Source organism: Olleya sp. NP1-10, from assembly GCF_055804415.1.
Map to the genome: position 1 here is coordinate 26,219 of NZ_CM147840.1, position 23,460 is coordinate 49,678.

22 protein-coding genes and 2 pseudogenes are annotated in these 23,460 nt (G+C 30.6%); 13 read left to right on the forward strand and 11 right to left on the reverse strand.

Annotated elements, in window-relative coordinates:
- Positions 1 to 57: 57 nt before the first annotated feature.
- From AC0L4B_RS00095 to AC0L4B_RS00125, 7 genes and pseudogenes are all read left to right on the forward strand, one after another.
- Positions 58 to 1,587 (forward strand): helicase HerA-like domain-containing protein, encoded by a 1,530-nt coding sequence (locus AC0L4B_RS00095; protein ID WP_473438045.1) that lies wholly within the window; start codon positions 58 to 60, stop codon positions 1,585 to 1,587.
- Between the two features lie 41 nt (positions 1,588 to 1,628).
- Complete coding sequence (locus AC0L4B_RS00100) at positions 1,629 to 2,180, forward strand: hypothetical protein (protein ID WP_473438046.1); 552 nt, start codon at positions 1,629 to 1,631, stop codon at positions 2,178 to 2,180.
- 13 nt (positions 2,181 to 2,193) lie between these two features.
- Positions 2,194 to 2,529: a hypothetical protein gene (locus AC0L4B_RS00105; protein WP_473438047.1), complete on the forward strand. Its 336-nt coding sequence runs from the start codon at positions 2,194 to 2,196 to the stop codon at positions 2,527 to 2,529.
- Between the two features lies 1 nt (position 2,530).
- On the forward strand, positions 2,531 to 2,899 hold the full coding sequence (locus AC0L4B_RS00110) for a cupin domain-containing protein (RefSeq protein WP_473438048.1): 369 nt from the start codon (positions 2,531 to 2,533) through the stop codon (positions 2,897 to 2,899).
- Between the two features lie 7 nt (positions 2,900 to 2,906).
- Positions 2,907 to 3,746, forward strand: coding sequence for an alpha/beta fold hydrolase (locus tag AC0L4B_RS00115; protein WP_473438049.1), 840 nt, complete (start codon positions 2,907 to 2,909; stop codon positions 3,744 to 3,746).
- Between the two features lie 4 nt (positions 3,747 to 3,750).
- A pseudogene (rluF, locus tag AC0L4B_RS00120) lies at positions 3,751 to 4,643 on the forward strand (23S rRNA pseudouridine(2604) synthase RluF).
- Positions 4,644 to 4,645: 2 nt separating this feature from the next.
- The gene (locus AC0L4B_RS00125) at positions 4,646 to 5,068 is read left to right on the forward strand and encodes a VOC family protein (RefSeq protein WP_473438050.1); all 423 of its coding nucleotides are present in this window, start codon (positions 4,646 to 4,648) and stop codon (positions 5,066 to 5,068) included.
- A 21-nt stretch (positions 5,069 to 5,089) separates the two neighbouring features.
- Here the strand turns inward: AC0L4B_RS00125 and AC0L4B_RS00130 are convergent, their stop codons facing one another.
- The 4 genes from AC0L4B_RS00130 to AC0L4B_RS00145 form a co-directional block, all read right to left on the reverse strand.
- Positions 5,090 to 5,764: a hypothetical protein gene (locus tag AC0L4B_RS00130; protein WP_473438051.1), complete on the reverse strand. Its 675-nt coding sequence runs from the start codon at positions 5,762 to 5,764 to the stop codon at positions 5,090 to 5,092.
- Between the two features lie 242 nt (positions 5,765 to 6,006).
- A complete protein-coding gene (locus tag AC0L4B_RS00135; RefSeq protein WP_028289276.1) occupies positions 6,007 to 6,888 on the reverse strand; it encodes a bifunctional 5,10-methylenetetrahydrofolate dehydrogenase/5,10-methenyltetrahydrofolate cyclohydrolase in 882 nt (293 codons plus the stop codon).
- 47 nt (positions 6,889 to 6,935) lie between these two features.
- Entirely contained in the window at positions 6,936 to 8,264 is a 1,329-nt protein-coding gene (gene ffh / locus AC0L4B_RS00140) for a signal recognition particle protein (RefSeq protein ID WP_473438052.1), read from the reverse strand.
- Positions 8,265 to 8,396: 132 nt separating this feature from the next.
- A complete protein-coding gene (locus tag AC0L4B_RS00145) occupies positions 8,397 to 10,019 on the reverse strand; it encodes a hypothetical protein (RefSeq protein ID WP_473438053.1) in 1,623 nt (540 codons plus the stop codon).
- A gap of 210 nt (positions 10,020 to 10,229) precedes the next feature.
- Here AC0L4B_RS00145 and AC0L4B_RS00150 point away from each other — a divergent pair, with 210 nt between their 5' ends.
- The 6 genes from AC0L4B_RS00150 to AC0L4B_RS00175 all read left to right on the forward strand — a co-directional run bounded on the left by AC0L4B_RS00150 (position 10,230) and on the right by AC0L4B_RS00175 (position 16,255).
- On the forward strand, positions 10,230 to 10,745 hold the full coding sequence (locus tag AC0L4B_RS00150) for an RNA polymerase sigma factor (protein ID WP_473438054.1): 516 nt from the start codon (positions 10,230 to 10,232) through the stop codon (positions 10,743 to 10,745).
- A 66-nt stretch (positions 10,746 to 10,811) separates the two neighbouring features.
- The gene (locus AC0L4B_RS00155) at positions 10,812 to 11,711 is read left to right on the forward strand and encodes a FecR family protein (protein ID WP_473438055.1); all 900 of its coding nucleotides are present in this window, start codon (positions 10,812 to 10,814) and stop codon (positions 11,709 to 11,711) included.
- Entirely contained in the window at positions 11,704 to 13,977 is a 2,274-nt protein-coding gene (locus AC0L4B_RS00160; RefSeq protein WP_473438056.1) for a TonB-dependent receptor plug domain-containing protein, read from the forward strand. Before AC0L4B_RS00155 ends, AC0L4B_RS00160 begins: the two co-directional genes overlap by 8 nt.
- Positions 13,978 to 14,054: 77 nt before the next feature.
- Positions 14,055 to 14,657 carry a TetR/AcrR family transcriptional regulator gene (locus AC0L4B_RS00165; RefSeq protein WP_473438057.1) on the forward strand — a complete coding sequence of 201 codons (603 nt, stop codon included), beginning with the start codon at positions 14,055 to 14,057 and terminating at the stop codon, positions 14,655 to 14,657.
- Between the two features lie 52 nt (positions 14,658 to 14,709).
- Entirely contained in the window at positions 14,710 to 15,513 is an 804-nt protein-coding gene (locus tag AC0L4B_RS00170) for a haloacid dehalogenase type II (RefSeq protein WP_473438058.1), read from the forward strand.
- Between the two features lie 7 nt (positions 15,514 to 15,520).
- Positions 15,521 to 16,255 (forward strand): SDR family oxidoreductase, encoded by a 735-nt coding sequence (locus AC0L4B_RS00175; protein ID WP_473438059.1) that lies wholly within the window; start codon positions 15,521 to 15,523, stop codon positions 16,253 to 16,255.
- Positions 16,256 to 16,326: 71 nt separating this feature from the next.
- On the opposite strand, the gene AC0L4B_RS00180 is transcribed toward AC0L4B_RS00175, so the two are convergent.
- From AC0L4B_RS00180 to rplQ, 7 genes and pseudogenes are all read right to left on the reverse strand, one after another.
- The gene (locus AC0L4B_RS00180; protein WP_473438060.1) at positions 16,327 to 17,241 is read right to left on the reverse strand and encodes a dimethylarginine dimethylaminohydrolase family protein; all 915 of its coding nucleotides are present in this window, start codon (positions 17,239 to 17,241) and stop codon (positions 16,327 to 16,329) included.
- A 66-nt stretch (positions 17,242 to 17,307) separates the two neighbouring features.
- Positions 17,308 to 18,594: a citrate synthase gene (locus AC0L4B_RS00185; RefSeq protein ID WP_473438061.1), complete on the reverse strand. Its 1,287-nt coding sequence runs from the start codon at positions 18,592 to 18,594 to the stop codon at positions 17,308 to 17,310.
- A 183-nt stretch (positions 18,595 to 18,777) separates the two neighbouring features.
- A complete protein-coding gene (gene eno / locus AC0L4B_RS00190; protein ID WP_473438062.1) occupies positions 18,778 to 20,073 on the reverse strand; it encodes a phosphopyruvate hydratase in 1,296 nt (431 codons plus the stop codon).
- Between the two features lie 150 nt (positions 20,074 to 20,223).
- Positions 20,224 to 21,327, reverse strand: a complete 1,104-nt coding sequence (carA, locus tag AC0L4B_RS00195) for a glutamine-hydrolyzing carbamoyl-phosphate synthase small subunit (RefSeq protein ID WP_473438063.1) — start codon at positions 21,325 to 21,327, stop codon at positions 20,224 to 20,226.
- 80 nt (positions 21,328 to 21,407) lie between these two features.
- Positions 21,408 to 22,115 (reverse strand): hypothetical protein, encoded by a 708-nt coding sequence (locus tag AC0L4B_RS00200; protein WP_473438064.1) that lies wholly within the window; start codon positions 22,113 to 22,115, stop codon positions 21,408 to 21,410.
- 39 nt (positions 22,116 to 22,154) lie between these two features.
- Complete coding sequence (locus tag AC0L4B_RS00205) at positions 22,155 to 22,901, reverse strand: hypothetical protein (RefSeq protein WP_473438065.1); 747 nt, start codon at positions 22,899 to 22,901, stop codon at positions 22,155 to 22,157.
- Between the two features lie 89 nt (positions 22,902 to 22,990).
- Positions 22,991 to 23,454, reverse strand: a pseudogene (rplQ, locus tag AC0L4B_RS00210) (50S ribosomal protein L17).
- Positions 23,455 to 23,460 lie beyond the last annotated feature (6 nt).

Consider the following 23,460-nt stretch of genomic DNA (forward strand, 5'->3'; position numbering starts at 1 on the left):
TAAAGTTGAAAGTTTTTAAGCTACAATTAGTATTTTTACGACAAATATTTTTTTGATATGAGTAAACAAGACCAGTTTTTTAAACACATCACGGAAGGAAATACTTGTAAAGGAGACTTTATTACACTTGGATCTGCCATGTTAGATGGTCAAACAGTTAAAGATGCTTTTGTAAATGTCCCATTAAAAACCATGAATAGACATGGTCTAATTGCAGGTGCAACAGGAACTGGTAAAACAAAAACGTTACAGGTTTTAGCAGAGAATTTAAGTGACAAAGGGGTCCCTGTTTTACTAATGGATATTAAAGGTGATTTAAGTGGATTAGCACAACCTAGTCCTGGTCATGCTAAAATTGACGAACGTCATGCTAAAATAGGACTTGACTTTGAAGCTAAAGGGTTTCCTGTAGAAATCATGTCGCTATCAGAACAAGATGGCGTTAGGCTTCGTGCTACTATTAGCGAATTTGGTCCTGTTTTATTATCTAGAATCTTAGACCTTACAGATACACAATCTGGTATAGTTGCTGTTATTTTTAAATATTGCGATGACAACAAACTACCACTTTTAGACCTTAAAGATTTTAAAAAAATATTACAATACTGTACCAATGAAGGTAAAGAAGAATTTAAAGACGAATATGGTCGTATCTCTTCAGCTTCAACAGGAGCTATTCTTAGAAAAGTAATTGAAATTGAACAACAAGGAGGCGACTTGTTTTTTGGAGAAAAAAGTTTTGAAGTCGAAGATTTACTACGTACCACAAGAGATGGTCGTGGTTACATAAACATTATTAGGCTAACAGATATACAAGACAGACCTAAGTTGTTTTCGACATTTATGTTAAGCTTACTAGCTGAAATTTACGAAACTTTGCCAGAACAAGGAGACTCTGGACAACCAGAATTAGTCCTGTTTATAGACGAAGCCCATTTAATTTTTAACGAGGCCTCAAAAGCTTTATTAAATCAAATAGAAAGTATTGTCAAACTAATACGTAGTAAAGGAGTTGGACTATATTTTGTAACACAAAATCCAACAGATGTACCAGAAGGTGTTTTAAGTCAATTAGGTTTAAAAATTCAGCATGCTTTACGTGCCTTTACAGCCAAAGACAGAAAAGCCATTAAATTAGCAGCACAAAATTATCCAGATACAGATTATTATGACACTGCCGAAATCCTAACCGCTCTTGGTACTGGTGAAGCATTGGTATCTGCTCTAGATGAAAAAGGTAGACCAACACCATTAGCTGCAACAATGATGCGCGCACCAATGAGTAGAATGGACGTGCTAACAAACAACGAATTACAAAATTTACTAGACGATTCTAAATTAGTTTTAAAATATAACGAAACCATAGATCGTGAGAGCGCTTACGAGCTATTAAACAAAAAAATTGATAAAGCCGAAGCTTTACAAGCACAAGAAGATGCTAAAGCAGCAAAAGAAAAGGCTAAAAAACAAACTAAAACAACCTCTACACGTCGACGTAGCACAGCACAAAACCCAATAGTAAAGGTTTTAACTAGTGCAACATTTATAAGAAGTGTTTTTGGTATTTTAAAACGAGTAATGAAATAATATTTTTCGCTTTCGCGGAAATCACATAACCAACAATAACAATGAAAAAAACAATATTATCCCTAAGTTTATTAACCTTAATATTATCATCTTGTAACAACGAAGCTGATAAATTTTTAGTTACCAATCAAAACATTGGATTATTAACAGACTCTACTCAAGTTAAAGATTTAAAAAATATTTTTGCGGAAGACTCTTTAATAAACCCAATAGCTGGTGACGAGTTTTCTGGTACATTAAATACCATCGATATTTATGAAAAGGGAGGAAAACTATTATTAAGCTTAACTCCTAAACAAGCGCTAGACTCAACAGCTACAATATCTAGCATCAAAATTAAAGACCCAAGATTTAAAACAGATAAAGGCCTAAACAGTAAAAGTACATTTGGAGATATTAAAGCCAACTATACGATTACTAAAATTCAAAACTCTTTTAAAAGTGCTTCTATTTTTGTGAAAGAAACAGATGCTTTTTTCTTAATTGATAAAAATGAATTGCCAGCAGAATTTAGATTTAACATGACTAAAACCATTGAAGAAGCTAATATACCTGAAACTGCAGCAATAAAATCTTTTATATTAGGTTGGTAAACTTTTATTAAAGATGAATACCAAATCAATTATTAATGACACTGTAAAATGGTGGGAAAGCAAAAGATTACTTTACAATATCATTGTTGGATTAGTTGGGTTCGTAACAATACTAACAATGCATCCAACCCATTTTGGATTTTTTGATTGTATTGGAATAGTTATTTGGGGAATTGGTGCAAATATTTTTTATAGCATAGGAATATTAGTTGAAATTTTTGATTTATACTACTTTAAAGGAAAACTAAAATTATACAACTATAGACTATTATTTTTAACACTAGGCTTAATTATTTCCTGCTGGATTACTTTTACCAATGTAGTTAGTTATTATTTTTACTTATTTTAACATGAAAAACAAAAAATACACAATACAAAACAGTCCTTTTGTTGTTCCTACAACAGATGGAAAACTAATAGAAGAACACGTCGGTTTAGCAACAGATGGTAATAAAGACATCAGTATTGCGCATATGATTGCTCCTGCAGGATGGAGTGAACCTTTTCAAACACCAGAATTTGATGAGTATACCTATATTATAAGCGGAAAAAAACAATTTATAATTGATGATGAACAAATTGTACTTGAAGCTGGACAATCTATTAAAATAGAAAAAAACACACGTGTACAATACTCTAATCCATTTACTATTGCTTGCGAATATATTGCTATTTGCACACCAGCATTTTCGATGGATTTAGTAAACAGAGAAGATTAAAAACAAAATGAAAAAAACAATTGCTAAAGTACTTCCTAAAATAATTGGTAATAGTTTAAACGCTATAAGCTACGTGGCACCTAAATATGCAAGCGCAAAAGCTTTAGACATATTTGCAACACCAAAAAAAGGACGTTTAAATCCAAAACAAAAAGATTTTTTAAGTTCTGCAAACCAATCTACATTAGACTATAAAGATTTAAAAATCCAAACCTACAATTGGAAGGGATCAAAAGAAACCGTCTTATTAGCTCATGGATGGGAAAGTAATAGCTTTAGATGGAAGCAAATTATAACAGATTTACAAGCTCAAGATTATAACATTGTAACTTTAGATGGTCCTGCACATGGACAGTCCTCTGGACACCAATTTAATGCTATATTATATTCAGAATTTATAAATGTTGTAGCTAACCATTACCAACCTAATGTCATTGTTGGACATTCGGTTGGAGGTATGTCTTCTATATTTTTTCAACATAAATATCAGAATAAAAGCCTAGAAAAAATGGTGCTACTTGGTGCTCCTTCAGAGTTTACCAAAGTATTTAAAAACTATGTCAATATGCTAGGATATAATAAACGTATAGAAAATGGTTTAAACCAAATTGTATTAGAACGTTTCAATTATGAACCTTCACATTTTTCGGCTGCCAAGTTTTCAAAAGAAATTAATTTACAAGGATTGATCATTCACGATACACAAGATAAGATTATTATGTATGATGAAGCTAAATTAATTTCATCTAACTTTAAAAATTCAACATTAATAACAACAGAAGGTTTTGGTCATGGATTACGCGATAAAAGTGTAAATCAAGCTGTGGTTAACTTTATAAATGCCTAATATTTTGGAAGAAAAACTAACAAGACTAAATAAATACCTCAGCGAAGCTGGTTACTGCTCTCGTCGTGAAGGCGATAAATTAATAGACGCTGGACGTGTCACTATTAATGGTGCTGTACCAGAAATAGGAACAAAAGTAAGTGCTAATGATGTTGTAGCTGTTGATGGAGAAATAATTAAAAAAAGTAACGACAATCCTATTTATCTTGCATTTAACAAACCTGTTGGTATAGTTTGTACTACAGACACTAATGTAGAAAAAGACAACATTATAGATTTTATAAATTATCCTAAACGAATTTTTCCAATTGGAAGATTGGATAAATTAAGTGACGGATTAATATTTATGACAGATGATGGTGACATTGTCAACAAAATATTACGTGCCAGCAACAATCATGATAAAGAATATATTGTAACGGTTGATAAACCAATATCGCAAACGTTTATTAAAAGAATGTCTGGAGGTATTTATCTTGAAGATTTAGATAGAACCACAAAAAAATGTGTGGTAAAAAAATAGACTCGCATACCTTTAGCATTATTTTAACCCAAGGTCTAAACAGACAAATTAGACGTATGTGTGAATATCTAACCTACGAAGTGACCTCACTTAAACGTGTTAGAATTATGAATATAAAACTTGATGTTCCTGTTGGAGAATATCGTGAGTTTACTGAGAAAGAGTTAAAAACATTACACTTACTTTTAGAGGACTCGACTAAAATACACGAAGCTAAAACTGAAAAAAGCAATACAGGCAGAATAAGTAAGTCTAGTAAAGATAGACAAGCTAAAAACACACCTGAAACTGAGCAGCAATCTAAAAAAGAAGACAGAAAACAATCAAGATCTAATCAAGACAGACCTATAAGAAATAGACGCAAAAACGATTAATTATGAGTAGTATTTCTCCTTTCCATTTAGCAATTCCTGTACATAACCTTCAAGAGTGTCGTACTTTTTATAGAGATGTTTTAAACTGTGAAGAAGGACGTAGTAGTGACCATTGGGTAGACTTCAACTTTTTTGGGCATCAGTTAGTTATTCATTTTAAAGAGAAAGTAAATGAAGACACTTCAGGTAATGAAGTAGATGGAAAACAAGTGCCTGTACCACATTTTGGAGTGGTTTTAGATTGGGATGTTTTTACAACTTTTGAAGCTGATTTAAAAACCAAAAACATCAACTTTATTATTGAGCCTTATGTTAGATTTGAAGGTTTAGTTGGGGAACAAAAAACGATGTTTTTTAAAGACCCTTCTGGTAATGCTTTAGAGTTTAAAACCTTTAGGGATCAATCGCAGTTATTTGCTAAATAAGTTTAGTATTAAAACTAGTTACTAATTGTCAAAGACTTGAGTTGAGTTAACTACAATAAAATCTTTGTTTTGTAATTTAAGTGTGGTTAAATAATTTAATGATGGACAACATCGTCCATCATCTTCTGCATAGCAAGAAGACTTACCGTAGATTAAATTATTTTCTATTTTATCTAATTGAATAAAACCTTGGCATTCAGAAATTTCCCAATTAGATTTTGTGGTCAAAAATGAAAAACTTGAATCTTTTTGTTGTAAAAACACAAATAAGTCTATCCACCATACATTACCTCCTCCTCCTCCACCTTCTGTATTAACAGGAATAATCATATCCTCTAATCCATCATTATTTAAATCTCCGTAGTACAAAAACTTTTTATCTCTAACTCTAGGTAATGTTACAGCCATTTGAAAAAAACCATATTCCTGATCGTCATCTTCTGGTTTTGCATAATATATTAAAGAGCGTAAACTATCCTTTTTAGTATCCACTAAAATAGTTTCTTTACCATAGTTTACATTATAATAATCAAGAATAGATTTACTAACATTAGCGTCTAGAAAAAATTTTTGTTTAGTTAAAAATCCATCAAACACATATACCGTATCATTAGCTTTTTGAACGCCAACCCATTCTCCCTTAACTATTTTATCATTATCTTCAATATCTTGAAAAACACCAGTCCGATGTATCACTGAAACCGTTTGATTTAAATCAAATTTACCTAATATTTTATCTTTTGGAGATTGTCTATAATTTAGACCAGATTCTGCTGAAACATAATATTTTTCAGCTTTTTTTAGGAGAGCTTTTTAATGAGCTTGTTTCTAAAACTTCATCTTTACAACTCACACTTGTTATTAAAAGATAAACAAGTGTGAGTACGCTAAAATATTTCATTGTAAAGAATATTTGATCTGTTATTTATAAATAACAATTATCTATTGTTGTGTCTTTCTCTAGCCAATAGCGTATTTTTAAGTAACATTGCTATTGTCATTGGTCCTACTCCACCAGGTACAGGTGTTATATGGCTTACTTTTTTACTAACGTTTTCAAAATCAACATCTCCAGTAATACGGTAACCTCTTTCTTTGGTTTCGTCTGGTACACGTGTTATACCAACATCAATAATTACAGCATCATCTTTTACCATTTCTGCTTTTAAGAAATTAGGCACACCTAATGCCGAAATGATAATATCTGCTTGACTTGTTATTTGCGTTATATTTTTTGTGTGACTGTGTGTTAAAGTTACTGTACTGTTACCAGGAAAACCTTTACGTCCCATCAAGATACTCATTGGTCTTCCAACAATGTGAGAACGTCCAATCACTACAGTATGCTTACCTTTAGTATCTACTTGGTATCTATCTAACAACTCTAAAATACCAAAAGGAGTTGCAGGTATAAAAGTTGACATATCTAATGCCATTTTACCAAAATTCATTGGATGAAAACCATCCACGTCTTTATCAGGATGTACAGCCATTAATACCTTCTGGGTATCTATTTGTTCTGGTAATGGTAATTGGATAATAAAACCGTCAATATCACTATTATTATTAAGTTCTTCAATTTTATCTAATAATTCAACCTCACTAGTTGTGTTAGATAATCTTACCATTGTAGACTCAAAACCTACACGTTCACAAGCTCTAACTTTACTTCCTACGTAAGTTAAACTGGCTCCATCATTACCGACAATAACTGCTGCCAAATGAGGAACTTTCTCATTGTTAGCTTTCATCTTATCAACTTCGGCTTTGATTTCGTTTTTAATATCGTTGCTGACTTTTTTACCGTCTAAAATTGTCATTTTTTTAGTTGTGTGTTAGTTAATTATATAAAATAAAAAAACATGAGTTACCTCATGTTTTTCATTGCATTCATCATTGCTTTTCCCTTTCCTCCTTGCATCATTTTCATCATCTTGCTCATCTGATTAAATTGCTTAAGTAATTGGTTTACTTCTTGAACCGAAGTTCCAGATCCCTTTCCAATTCGCTTTTTTCGACTGGCATCTATAATTGAAGGGTTAGTTCTTTCTTTTACAGTCATGGAGTGGATAATGGCTTCAATACCTTTAAAAGCATCGTCATCAATATCTATATCTTTCATCATTTTACCTGCTCCAGGAATCATCCCAATCAGGTCTTTCATGTTACCCATTTTTTTGATTTGCTGGATTTGCTTTAAGAAATCGTCAAAACCAAATTGGTTTTTAGCAATCTTCTTCTGAAGTTTTCTAGCTTCAGCTTCATCAAATTGTTCTTGAGCTCTTTCAACAAGTGATACAACATCTCCCATTCCAAGAATACGATCTGCCATACGCGAAGGATAAAAGACATCAATAGCCTCCATCTTTTCACCTGTACCAATAAATTTAATTGGTTTATTTACTACAGATTTAATTGATATTGCTGCTCCACCACGTGTATCTCCATCTAATTTAGTTAAGATAACACCATCAAAGTTTAAGACATCGTTAAAGGCTTTTGCTGTATTTACAGCATCTTGACCTGTCATTGAGTCTACCACAAATAATGTTTCTTGTGGTTGGATAGCTTTATGGATATTAGAGATTTCTGTCATCATGGCTTCATCAACAGCTAAACGACCTGCTGTATCTATAATCACCACATTGTGTCCATTTTGCTTTGCATGAGCAATACCTGCTTGCGCTATAGCAACTGGGTCTGTATTACCTTTATCACTGTAAACATCTACTTTTATTTGATCTCCTACTACATGTAATTGATCAACAGCTGCTGGACGATAGACATCACAAGCAACTAATAAAGGTTTTTTAGTTTTTTTATTTTTTAAGAAATTAGCTAACTTACCAGAAAATGTAGTTTTACCAGATCCTTGTAAACCTGACATTAATATAACGGTTGGTGTACCAGACATATTGATGCCTTCAACATCTCCACCCATTAATTGTGTTAGCTCATCTTTTACAATCTTAACCATTAACTGTCCTGGTTGTAACGTCGTTAATACGTTTTGACCAAGCGCTTTTTCTTTTACAGTATTAGTAAAATTTTTGGCTATTTTAAAGTTAACATCGGCATCTAAAAGTGCTCTACGTACTTCTTTTAGGGTTTCGGCAACGTTTACTTCTGTAATACTACCATGACCTTTAAGTACATGTAACGCTTTATCTAACTTTTCGCTTAAATTATTAAACATAAATTTTCTGATTTTAAGAAGCACAAAAATAGGAATTTGAAGCGTATTTACGAAGTTTAGGTTATAAATAATTACATAAAAAAAGGCTGCTAAAATTAGCAACCCTTAATCAACTTAACTAAAACTAAATTTTTAATCGCAATCTTTATCTAAAACGACTTCAATATTACTATTTGTAACTTCATGTAATATTATTTGATCTGCAGTACACTCTACTACATAATAGTCTCCATCTAAAATTTGTACATTTCCACCTGAGATATCAGACAAAGTCACCACAACTTGTCCTCCATTTTGAGATGTAGACCAGTTACCTGAGTAGTTTTCGTTATCTGAATTTATAATCATGTTTTGATCATTTTCGAAATTTATATTGAAAATATTAAAACTAGAATCACCTTCATAACTTGAAATTATCCATTTACAATCTTGTAAAATACCGTCAACATCACCTTCAGTACAAGATGAAGTACAATTTTGCACCATTAAATTTACAATAAATATTTGAAATTCGTTTGGATTATTTACAAACTCTACTCTCACATAAATCACTTCAGTACTTGACATGTTAGTGTATGGAGAAGCTAAAGGATTTGCACTAGCATTAGCATCTGCTTCTGTATTAAAATAATAAATATTTAGATCACTTGATGTACAGTTTGGATAAAGATCTTCTAATACAATTGCAGTTTGAAGGTCCAAACTTCCGTCATCATCACAAACTGTAAATGTTATATCTTCAAAACAACTATACCCAAAATTAACATCACAATTTTGCTCTAAAACAACTAAGGCTTGGGTATTCGTATTATGTAATTCAAATAGATTTGTTTGACTACAATTGTCTATGATCCAAGATCCTGATAAATCTTCCCAATTAGTATCTAAATCTAATATAAATTGATTGTCATCATTTTGACTAACCGTCCAAACACCATCATGTACTGGGTTACCATAAAGGTTATATGTTACAAAACTATAGTCTACATTAAATTGAATGTAATAACTATTTAATGGATCTGTTGTGTTATAAACAGGTAAATTCCATATACATTCTTTTAAGTCTAATTCTATTGTGTCTTCTGTACAATCAGTATCATAAAAATCAAAGTCATCGTCTTCATCGCAATCATCTTCAGCTTCAGCTATAGCGACTTCCAACTCTTGATTACTATTAACTTCTAGAGTATTACCATCTGCTAAAATTAAAGTTACAGGAAAATTTAAACTGGTTATTACTGATGCGTTTAAGCTTTCTAAAAACAGGTATAAAGCCTCATCATTATCTACGGTTACTGTTTCGCTAACTTGAAAATCTGTATCGTAAATAGAAAATGCTATTGGGTACTGGATGTCAATACACTCAATATCATTATCAATTTCATTTTCATCATTGCACGTATTAATAAGTGCTAATAATTCTGATTCAGTATTAATAGTTATTGTTGAATAATCATTAAGTGTTACCGTTATAGGATAGCTAAACTGAATAGCCTCTTGACCCATTGTAAAGGTTTGAAACAATGTTTCAAGTTCTGCGTATTCTTCTATACTCTGAATTGTTATTGTAACACCATTTGTTGTAATTGTTACAGGTAAGACCACCTCTATACAGTTAGCATAATCTATGATATTGTCTACAGACCCATCATTTAAAGCGACCATTGACATGAGGTTGGCTGTGTCTGAATTAGCTTCAATAACATCCTCCTGCTCAGAGGTTATAATATCTGAAACTTCGTCTTGACAGGACAATACTAAGGTTAAAAACAATATTGGTAAGTAAAAATAAAATTTGTACGGTTTAAAACTAAAGATCTTCATTTTTAATTTTTTTGAGTTATTTTTTCTTTTCATAGCAATGCTAATGACTTGCTGAATATAAAACAACTTATGTACAAATAATCCTACCTTAATTAAAAAAAATAGTTCTATTATTGTAACTTAATTATCTAAAGCTCTTTAATGCCTAAACAGTTACATCAAAATATTTGCGATAAATTTTTATTTGAATCGTTTTTTAAAACGCATGCAAAAAACTTACATGACTTTTTGTTTTATAAATTTGGAGCGCATTTAAATCCTGAAGATAAGGCACAAGAAGCTTTTGTTAAATTATGGGAAAACTGTAAAAAAGTACCACCTAATAAAGCTAAAAGTTATGTGTTTACAATTGCAAATAATTTAATGTTAAATGAAGTAGCACATCAAAAAGTAATACTAAAACATCAAAAAACAATAACCACACATCATACAAATTTGTCTCCTGAATTTTTATTGGAAGAAAAACAATACAGACAAAAACTAGAACAAGCTATTGCAAATTTGACTGAAGCACAACGTGTCGCATTTTTATTAAATCGCGTTGAAGGTAAAAGATTTAAAGAAATTGCTACCTTACTTGATATTAGTACAAAAGCAGTAGAAAAGCGCATTTATGGTGCCTTAAAAAAATTACGTCAGGAAATTGACGAATTATAATCAAAAAAATATTTATTTAGGGTAGGATTTTTCGCTACTATCTTGTTTTATTGTTGAATTGAAGTTATGGATAAAGAACAATTAATATTAAAATGGTTAGATAATAACCTGACACCACAAGAGCTTGAAGCATTTAAAGCTCTTGAGGATTATGATGCTATTATAAAATTATCCGATTACAGTCAAGGTTTTAAAGCTCCTGATTTTGATACAGAAGCAAATTATAATGCTGTTTTATCTAAAATAAATAATACACCTAAAGCTAACAAAAATTGGTGGACCTCTGTTTTAAAAATTGCTGCAATTTTAGCTATTTGTTTTGGTGCTTATTATTACACAACTACTTTAGATACTGTTATAACAACTCAATTAGCCGAAAAAAGTATCATTGAATTACCTGATAATTCTTCTGTAAATTTAAATGCACAATCAACTATTACTTATAATACAAAACAGTGGACTCCTAAAACACGTGACGTTTTACTAAAAGGAGAAGCCTTTTTTAAAGTAAAAAAAGGTAGCTCTTTTAATGTCATAACGCCTTCAGGTACAGTTACTGTTGTTGGCACACAATTTAATGTAAAACAACGTTTAAATTATTTTGAAGTTACTTGTTTTGAAGGTATTGTAAGCGTACAATCAAATAATAAAAAAACAATATTAAATGCAGGTCAATCGTTTTTAATGATCAATAATAAAACTATAAATCGTTATCCTGTTACAAAACATAATCCTGAATGGATTAACAATGTTAGTAGTTTTATTAGTGTTCCGTTAAACCAAGTATTAGCAGAATTTGAAAGACAATACAACGTTAAAATTGAAGCTAAAAACTTTGATAAAAGTGTGTTATTTTCTGGTAAATTCACACATAAGGACATTACAATTGCATTACAATCCATAACTCAACCATTGCAATTACAATACAAAAAAGTTAACAACACTATTATTTTAACGCGTGAGTAAATCGTTAAAAGCTACTGTACAAATATTTATATTACTGGTTTTTAGCTGTTCTGTTTATGCCCAAAAAAAACAGCCTCTTTTAGATGTTTTATCAACCTTAGAGTATCAATTTAAGGTTAGTTTTTCTTATGCAGATCAAACCATAAAAGGTATTATGGTTACCTATGATAGTAAAGACCAATTATCTAGTATTTTAAGTAATATAGAAAATCAAACAAATTTAAAATTCAATCTCTTAGATGATCATTTTATTACAGTTTCCACAACAAAAAATAATTTTAGTTTTCAAAAACTAGACGAGGTTGTTGTCTCTAATATACTTACAAAAGGTATCCACAAAAATAAATCTGGTAACATAACCATCAGCCCAAAATCTTTTGGACTATTACCAGGTCTGATAGAACCTGATATTTTACAAACCATTCAAGCTATTCCTGGTGTTTTAAGTGTAGACGAAACCGTTTCAAATATAAATTTAAGAGGTGGTACACATGACCAAAATTTAATACTTTACGATGGAATAAAAATGTACCAATCTGGTCATTTCTTTGGGTTAATATCTGCATTTAATCCCTATTTGACAAAACACGTTGAGGTTATTAAAAATGGTACTACTGCACGATTTGGCGACGGAGTTTCGGGCGTAGTTGACATGCAATTATCAGACAATACCAATCAAGATTTAAATGCAGGAATTGGTGTAAATATGATTACTGCAGATGGGTTTGCAGTCATTCCGTTGGCTAAGAACACTCAACTACAACTAGCAACCAGAAGATCTTTAACAGATGTGTTAAACACACCTACCTATAATCAATATTTTAAACGTGTCTTTCAGGACTCTGATGTAACAAATAACGAAACTTATACCACAAGTAAAGAGGTTTTTAGGTTTAGTGATATTGCATTAAAATTATTACACGATATAAGTCCCAAAGACAAGATTAGATTTACACTTTTAAACATATTCAACCAATTAGATTTTGAAGAAACCTTTAACAGCGATACTTCTCAAAACACAAGCAACCAATTAAAACAACAAAACCGAGCGTCTTCTATACATTATACACGAAATTGGAATCATCATTTTACAACTAATTTTAGTGGTTATTACACCAACTATGATTTAAAATCAACAGATTATGACATGACAAACAACCAACGTTTAGTGCAAGAAAATAAGGTCATTGATAATGGATTTAATCTTGATGCTAGTTATAAATTTAACCCATTAATTAATGTAAATACTGGACTTCAGTTTAGTCAAATAGCAGTAAGTAATATAGAAGAAATAAACACACCTTTATTTAAACGTAATCTTAAACGTGTACTTCGTACTTTTAGCGCTTTCGCGGAAACTGAGCTTCATACAAAAAATAAGAAAACAGTTTTAAAATTAGGCTTACGACATAATTATTTCAGAAAATTCAATATTTCTATTACAGAACCTAGGCTATATCTAAGTCATCAATTTTTGAAACATTTTAAAGCTGAAATTACAGGTGAACATAAAAGTCAAAGTACTTCACAAATTATAGATTTTCAAAATGACTTTTTAGGTGTCGAAAAAAGACGATGGGTTTTAGCAAACAACAATACAATACCAATTCAAAAAAGTAAACAAATTAGCCTAGGACTTTCCTTTAATAAAAACAAATGGTTAGTTAGTACAGAAGGTTATTACAAATTAGTCGATGGTATTACAACACGTAATCAAGGGTTTCAAAATCAATACCAATACACTAATGCTTTAGGTCGCTATGATGTCAAAGGAATTGATCTTTTAATAAATAAAAAAATAAAAGATTTTAGTACTTGGATTAGTTACAGTTACAGCACTAATAACTATGTATTTAAAGCCCTAAATCAAGGTCAAGAATTTGCAAGTAATTTTGATGTAGCACATCAAATTAACTTTGGTAGCACTTATAATTGGCAACAATTAAAAGTTGCATTTGGTATTAACTGGCATACTGGTAAACCTTATACTCAACCTGATGCGCAAAATCCAATACAAAATAACACCATCAACTATCAAGCACCAAACAGTAGTCGTTTGGATGATTATTTAAGAGCTGATATTTCCTCTACTTATCAATTTAAACTCGGGCAAAATAAAGCCGAATTTGGAGCTTCACTTTGGAATATCCTAAATAAAGAAAACATCTTAAATACTTACTACACCATTAATAATGATGAGATTTCTAAAATCGAAAATGTGTCTTTAGGACTGACTCCAAATGTAAGTTTTAGAATTTGGTTTTAAATTCTCTTAAAATTAATTAACAAACTATTATAACTTGCAAAAACATACTAACTGGTATTTTTTTATATTTTTACATCATGCAGCAAGAATTAAAATCAGAATTAACTAAACAATTGATACTAGATAATGCCTTTAGTCTTTTTTATAAGTCTGGTTTTAAGTCTACAAGTATTGATAAAATAATGAAAGCTACAACTTTAAGTAAAGGTGCCTTTTACCATCATTACAAAAACAAAAAACAACTTGGATTAGAAGTCATAACTTTAAAAGTTGAAAAAAGAGTTGTTAATGGAATGATTTTACCTTTAAAAGAAACAGGTAATGCTTTTAATATATTGGAAAATGTATTTTTAAATCGCTTAAAATCTTTTCCTTTTTTTGAAAAACAACATGGTTGTCCGATGAATAATTTAATTAACGAAATTGGTGATCATGAAGTTGCTTATCAATTAGCCCTTAAAAACATAGTAGAAAACTGGAAACTATCTTTAATGACATTAATAGAAAGAGGTCAAGCTGAAAAAACTATTAAAAACACGCTTTCAAGTAAGGCAATTGCTGTTTACTTAATTAGCGCATTTGAAGGTATTAGAGGTATTAGAAAATTGTATAACGACGATTTAATACTGGACGACTACCTTCTAGGACTGTCTATATATCTACAACAGATTAAATATTAATTTTTTTAACCCAAAACATACCGATAAGTATGTTTTAAAAACATCAAATAAAATGAGTAACAAAAGAAGAGATTTTATTAAAAAAACAGCCTTATTAAGTTTAGGTGGAGCAGCAATACCACAATTTGGAATGGCTAATTCAAAAGACAATACTTCAAACTCTAAAATAATAACAGATCTAAGACCAAAAGTCTTATTTTTTGATGTTAACGAAACTTTACTAGACCTAACAGCCATGAAAAAAAGTGTGGCAGATGCACTTGGTGGTAGAGAAGATTTATTAAAATTATGGTTTACTACAATGTTACAATACTCATTGGTATCAACTGTTGGAAGACAGTATAATGATTTTGGTATTATTGGTGCTGCAGCTTTACAAATGGTCGCTCAAAATAACAGAATTACAATTACAGAAGACGATGCAAAAAACTCTATTTTAGGACCTATTAGATCATTACCTGCTCACCCAGAAGTTAAAGCATCCTTACAAGCACTAAAAGATGCTGGTTATAAATTAATATCTTTTACAAACTCATCTAACAAAGGTGTTAAAACACAATTTGAAAATGCTGGCTTAACTCAGTATTTTGATGATAGATATAGTATTGAAGATATAGGTAAGTTTAAACCACATACTGATGCTTATGATTGGGCTGCAAGAAAAAGTGGTTTAAATCCAAACGAGTGTATGTTAGTTGCAGCTCATGGTTGGGATATCGCTGGAGCCATTTGGGCAAACTGGAGAACTGCATTTATTAGCAGACCAGGCGCTCAACTTTACCCTTTAGCTGATGCACCTGAAATAAATGAATCTAATTTGAAATTAATTGCAGAGCAATTAATAAAACTAAAATAAAAAGTATATGAAACTCAAAAATAAAGTCATAATTGTAACAGGATCTTCTAGAGGTATTGGAAAAGAAGTCGCAATCGTACTAGCAAAAAATGGTGCTACAGTAATTGTTAATTATTCAAATAGCGAACAAGAAGCTAATAACACCGTAAACACCATCACAAATAATGGAGGATTAGCAATTGCCATACAAGCCGACGTAAGTAATAAAGATGAAGTCACTAAGTTATTTGATAAAACTATTGAAACTTATGGAAAAGTAGATGTTTTAGTAAACAACGCTGGAATTATGATTTCAAAACACTTAAAAGATACTACAGAACAAGATTTTAAAAGACAATTTGAAGTTAATGTTGGCGGAATATTTAATACATTACAAGAAGCGGATAGTAAGCTTGCTGATAATGGAATTATAATTAATTTTTCATCAAGTACTACAAAACTAATGTTACCAACCTATTCTATATATTCTGCAACAAAAGCAGCTGTTGAACAAATTACAAGAGTATATTCTCAAGAAATTGGTCGTGGTATTTCTGTAAATGCAATTGCTCCTGGAGCAACAGAGACCGAACTGTTTTTAAAAGGAAAATCTGAAGAAACCATTAAAAATCTAGCTTCTAAAACAGCCTTTAATAGGCTTGCTAAACCTATTGATATAGCAAATGTTGTATTATTTTTAGCAAGTGATGACTCTAAATGGATATCTGGACAAGTTATTGGTGCCAATGGTGCATTGGTTTAATGCAGAATTTTTAAATAAAAAAACGTCCAAAATCTAATTTTGGACGTTTATATAAATTTAAAACAATTTGTCTAATCTCTTAACAAAGGCATTGTACTGCATCTTAACAAACCTTCTTGTTTTGCTATTTCAGCATAAGGAACTTCTTCAACTGTAAATCCTTTATCTCTCAACCAAGTATTAAGTCTAGTAAAATTTTGTTCAGAAATAATAACGTCTTCAGAAATACTAAATATATTACTATTCATATTAAACATTTCTTCCTTAGAAATAATAAAACAATTGTCTTTTCCAAAAAAGTTTAATAGCCATTCAAATTCAGACTCGTCTCTAAAACCTTCTTTGTGTAAAATCGCTTTATTTGTCCCTATAGGTTGAAAACAACAATCTAAATGTAAAGCGTTATCATAAGCATTGGTTTGAGATTTGTTTAAATCAAAGCTCATTACTTTTTTATCAGGAAATTGTTGGGTAATAAAATCAACTCCTGCTTTATTTGTTCTTGCAACAATATAATCTGAATAATCTTCACCTTTGTAAGTACCTATAAAAATATAGTCATTCCATAACATTACATCACCACCTTCAATGTGTACTTCTTCTGGAGGTCTTATTACTTTTTCTGGATCTATTTGGTCTATAACATATTGTATTGCTTCTAATTCGTTTTCACGATCTGGAAGAATATTTGCTTTAATAAAAACATCATCAATAACAAACGCAATATCTCTAGCAAAAATCTGATTACAATCTCTAATTAATTCTGGTCTATAAACTTTAACATCATATTTTTCAAAAATAGCTGCTACAGCTTCCATTTCATTAACCATATCTGCTTCAATTGGATAAGTACCTGCTTTGATATGCAATAAAGATTTTGGGTCGTAAGCCTCTTCTAATTTTGGTGTTGGACCATTACTAACTGCTGTTCCTAAAACGACAGCTCTTAGTCTAGAGGTTTCGTTTTTTACATTAATTTTTAACATAAAGTAAAGATATAAAAAAGCTTCATAAATATTTATGAAGCTTTTTGTTGTATAATTTATTAGATTTTATCTGTCAGAAATTGACTTGAAAGATCTTAAGTTTTCACCAATATAAATTTGTCTTGGACGTCCAATTGGTTCTTTACGAAGTCTCATTTCTTTCCATTGAGCGATCCAACCTGGTAAACGACCTAAAGCAAACATTACAGTAAACATTTCTACAGGAATACCCATAGATCTGTAAATAATACCTGAATAAAAATCTACATTTGGATATAATTTTCTTTTAACAAAATAGTCATCACTTAAAGCCTCTGACGCTAAACCTTTAGCAATATCTAAAACTGGATCTTCAATTCCTAAATCACCTAAAACTTCGTCTGCAGCAACTTTAATAATTTTTGCTCTTGGGTCAAAGTTTTTGTAAACTCTGTGTCCAAAGCCCATTAAACGGAAAGGATCTTCTTTATCCTTTGCTTTAGCCATAAACTTTTTAGTGTCTCCACCATCTTCTTTAATAGCTTCTAACATTTCTAATACAGCTTGGTTTGCTCCACCATGTAATGGTCCCCAAAGTGCAGAAATACCAGAAGATAAAGATGCAAATAATCCTGCATGAGATGATCCAACAACTCTTACGGTTGATGTAGAACAGTTTTGCTCATGATCTGCATGAAGAATTAATAACTTATCTAAAGCATTTAACAAGATATCATTTTGTACGTAATCTTCATTTGGCTTTTCAAACATCATTTTTAAGATGTTTTCAACATAACCTAAGTTTTTGCTACCGTAATTTAAAGGTTGCCCTTTTCTTTTACGCATTGTCCATGCTACTAATACAGGGAATTTACCTAATATCTTAACTATGGCTTTGTACATATCTTCTTCAGAATCTACATTTACAGAAGAAGGATTAAATGCTGTTAAAGCACTGGTTAATGAAGATAAAACTCCCATTGGGTGAGCTGACTTTGGAAAAGCTTCTAAGATTTTCTTTAAGTCCTCATCAACATGAGATTCATCTTTAATATCACTATGAAATTGATCTAATTGTTCTTGTGTTGGTAATTCACCAAATATTAACAAATAAGCTACTTCTAGGAAATCTGCTTTTTCAGCTAATTCTTCAATAGAGTATCCTCTATATCTTAAGATTCCTTTTTCTCCATCTAAAAAGGTAATAGCACTTTCACAAGACCCTGTGTTTTTAAAACCTGGATCAATTGTAGTAACTCCACCAGTAGCAGATCTAAGTGTTTTGATATCTATTCCTATTTCATTTTCAGTACCTACAATTAATGGAAAGTCATGTTTTTCTCCATTAATTTCAAGCGTTGCTTTATTTGACATATATATTGATTTATTTGATGTTCAATTGGTCTGTAAATTTACAAAAACTATAACGATTTAGAAAACGTATTTATAATGCTTTTAACAATTTTAGTATAAGAAATTTTTATTATTGACTTTAAAACAAGAAAGCCTTTCAAAATTAATTGAAAGACTTTAATAAAGTTTTAATTTAAAATTAAATTATCGTTTAATTTTGAATGCATTTTCTTTTGGGTAATAAGCTACATCTCCTAACTCTTCTTCAATACGTAGTAACTGATTGTATTTAGCCATACGATCACTTCTAGATGCTGAACCTGTCTTAATTTGACCACAATTTAAAGCTACTGATAAGTCAGCAATTGTATTATCTTCAGTCTCACCTGATCTGTGTGACATAACTGATGTATAACCTGCATTATGAGCCATATTTACAGCTGCAATTGTTTCGGTTAATGTACCAATTTGGTTTACCTTAATTAATATTGAATTTGCTATGTCTTGAGAAATACCTTTTGATAAACGCTCTACATTAGTTACGTATAAATCATCACCAACTAATTGTACTTTATCACCTATTTGCTCTGTTAAATATTTCCAACCTTCCCAATCATTTTCATCCATACCATCTTCAATAGAAATAATTGGATAATTTTTAGATAATTCAGCTAAATAATCAGCTTGTTCTTTACTAGTTCTTACTTTACCAGCTTCACCTTCAAATTTTGTGTAGTCATATTTACCATCAACAAAAAATTCTGCTGCAGCACAATCTAAAGCAATCATCACATCATCACCTAAAGTATAACCAGCGTTTTTAACAGCTAAAGCAATTGTTTCTAAAGCATCTTCCGTACCTCCTTCAAGGTTAGGTGCAAAACCACCTTCATCACCAACAGCTGTACTTAAACCTCTATCATGTAACACCTTTTTAAGGTTGTGAAAAATTTCAGTTCCCATTTGTAATGCATGCGAAAAGTTTTTTGCTTTTACAGGCATCACCATAAATTCTTGAAATGCAATTGGTGCATCACTATGTGATCCTCCATTTATAATATTCATCATTGGTACAGGTAATGTGTTAGCACTTACGCCTCCAACGTATCTGTATAATGGCATACCTAACTCTGCTGATGCAGCTTTAGCTACAGCTAAAGACACTCCTAAAATAGCATTGGCTCCTAATTTAGATTTGTTAGGTGTACCATCTATTTTACACATTAGGGTATCTATATAATTTTGTTCAAAAACATTAACACCTAACAACTCTTCAGCAAGTACTGAATTTACGTTATCAACTGCTTTAGTTACGCCTTTTCCCATAAATTTTTCTCCACCATCACGAAGTTCTACAGCTTCATGCTCTCCTGTTGATGCTCCTGATGGTACTGCTGCTCTACCAACATAACCATTTTCTGTTTCTACATCTACTTCAACAGTTGGGTTTCCTCTTGAATCAAAAATTTGTCTCGCGTGAACATTAATTATAATACTCATATATGTGATTTTTAGTTTATTAATTTCAAATTTAATATTAAATTTTCAGCTATAAATAGGAAATATATAAGAAATACATAAAATTTTATCTATAACGATTTAGTAAAAGAAAAAAGACAACGAATATTTAAAATCGTTGTCTTTTTAGTATTACTTATTTTTTATATTTTCTATAAATTGATCAAATAGATAAGAAGAGTCGTGTGGACCAGGACTTGCTTCTGGATGATACTGAACAGAAAACACATTTTTAGATTTCATTTTTAAACCAGCAACAGTATTGTCGTTTAAATGAACATGTGTAACCTCTAAATCAGGATGAGCTTCTGCCTCTTCTCTATTGACTGCAAAACCGTGGTTTTGAGAAGTTATTTCACCTTTACCTGTTACAAGATTTTTAACAGGATGATTAATACCTCTATGACCATTATGCATCTTGTAGGTTGAGATACCATTAGCTAAAGCAATAACTTGATGACCTAAACAAATACCAAATAAAGGAAAATCATGTTCAATGACTTGTTTTGCTAATGTTTGTGCTTCTACCAAAGGTTCAGGGTCTCCAGGACCATTTGATAAAAAATAACCATCCGGATTCCATGCTTTTAAATCTTCAAAAGTAGAATTATAAGGAAACACCTTTACATAAGCATCACGCTTAACAAGATTACGTAGTATATTTTTTTTGATTCCAATATCTAAAGCAGCTATTTTAATTGAAGCGTTTTCGTCTCCAACAAAATAAGGCGTTTTAGTAGAGACTTTAGAGGCTAGCTCTAAACCATTCATAGATGGTATCTCTGATAATTGTTTTTTAAGTGAATCAAGGGTATCAACTTCTGTTGTTATAACAGCATTCATGGCTCCATTATCTCTAATATAGCTTACTAATGCACGCGTATCAACATCTGAAATAGCTAATAGATTATTTTGATTTAAAAAATCTTCTAATGAACCATTAGAATCTTCTCTGGAATAATCATAACTGAAATTTTTACAAATCAAACCAGCTATTTTAATTGAATCAGATTCTACCTCTTCATCATTAACACCATAGTTACCTATGTGTGCATTGGTAGTTACCATTAATTGACCAAAATAAGATGGATCAGTAAAAATTTCTTGATAACCAGTCATACCTGTATTGAAACAGACTTCTCCAAATGCAGATCCCTCTTTACCGACAGCTTTACCATGAAAAATGGTACCATCTTCTAATAAGATTAATGCTTTTTTTAATTTTTGATACTTCATAGTCTTTAAAAAAGTTTAGCAAAATTGCATAAAAAAAGGATAATCTAAAATAGATTATCCTTTTTTTCAAATATTACATTTTAAATAGTATTGTAATAATTAAATATTTTAATTAAGTCCTCTTCTTTTTTATAAGAGAGCTTATTATTCTTAACATAAAGTTCTACTTGATCTTTTTTATCTTTTAATAACTTAAGAATTGATTTTTTCTTTAGTTTAATCTCGATAACATTTCTATCATCTGAAGAAATAAAATAAGATTCTTCTAAAGAATATTTATCTGCAGATGTTTTTTGTTTAGTCATTACGTTTATTTGACCCTCTTTAATTTTAGCATCATATTTTTTTAGTAATTTGACTTTTGGAGTTGATGCTAAATAAAAATAATAAGAGCTGTATTCATCACTATTTCTGTATAATTGAGCAATTAAATTACCAAATTGTACAGACTTAATCATTTTGTTATCAAAAACAAAAGAAGAATCTTTGGCAAAATTTGATACAACTTTATTAGTTTTAGCGTTGTAATTTCCGTTAGGTACTTTATAAACTTTACCTTCTTTTGAAGTGATTTCAATTGTAGCATCCTCAAAAGCAAAAGGAGATCCTATAACAGCGCTTGATTTACCATTTGCTAAATAAGCACCTTGGTAATTAACCGCATTAAACATATTTTGCTGACTATTATCTATAGTTGCAGATGATAAGTTTGAGCTATAACTGTTGCTTCCTTGTGCAAAGGATAAGGATGATAATAATAGGGCAAAAATAAATAAGTAGTTTTTCATGTGTGGTTTTTTGAATGTGTGTGAGTGTGTGAGTTATATTTAATTTGATTTTGAAATAACACTATAATAATTTAGCATTCTTATTACGTCATATTCTTCTTTATATGATAAATTTTCATTTTTAACAAAGTCTTGAATTAACTTTTTATGACTAGACAATAGTTTTAAAACAGACTTTTTGTTCAGTTTAAATTCTGTTACAGTTTTATCATCAATAGTTATGCCATAGCTGTCTGATAAACTAAAAATATCAGAAGACGTTTTTTGTTTTGTTAAAACATTAAATTGACCTTCAATAATTTTAGCTGAATACTTTTTCAATAACTTAATAGAAGCATGAGAAGTTAATTCAAAATAGAAACTAATTTTATTAGTAGTATGACTATAAGGTTTAGCTGTATATTTTTGAAACTTAACAGATTTAATAGTGTTAGATTGAAAAACAAAAGAAGAATTTTTTGCAAAATTAGAAACTACTTCGTCTGTACTAGCATTATAATTGCCATTAGGTACTTTGTATGCTTTACCATCTGTTGTGTTAATAATAATAATAATAACAGCATCTTCAAAGGGAAATGGCGAACCAGAAACATCAGGTAGACTTGCATTAGCAAAATAATAACCTGGATAGTTTACAGCATTAAATTTGTCTTGTAAACTAGAATAAAGGTCTACTAAAAGAAGATGACGATGTTTGGGTTGACCTATGGAAATTTCGTTTTTAATAACTTGTGCACACACCAAAGACTTAACAATAAAAGCAATAAGAAATAAGATAGGCTTCATATAAATGTGTTTGCTTAAATGTAGAAAAAAGAGATAAACTTATAAAGCTTATCTCTTTTTTAATAATAATTTAACAGCAAATTAAGAAACTATTCTTCTTCATTTGAAGCAACTGGAGAAGTAACAGTTTTAGTACTACCACCTCTTCTACTTCTACGAGTCGATTTTTTTGCTTTTTTATCAGCGTTATAGATTTCGTTATAATCTACTAATTCGATCATAGCCATATCAGCGTTATCACCTAAACGGTTACCTAACTTAATAATTCTTGTATATCCACCTGGACGATCACCAATTTTAGCTGCTACGTCTCTGAATAATTCAGTTACAGCTTCTTTTTGACGTAACTTTGAAAAAACGATACGTCTGTTATGAGTAGTATCATCTTTTGACTTAGTAATCATCGGCTCAATAAATCCTTGTAAAGCTTTAGCTTTTGCAACCGTAGTATTAATACGTTTGTGTTCTATTAAAGAACAAGCCATGTTAGCTAACATTGATTTTCTGTGAGCTGTTTTTCTACCTAAGTGGTTAATTTTTTTCCGTGTCTCATGACATT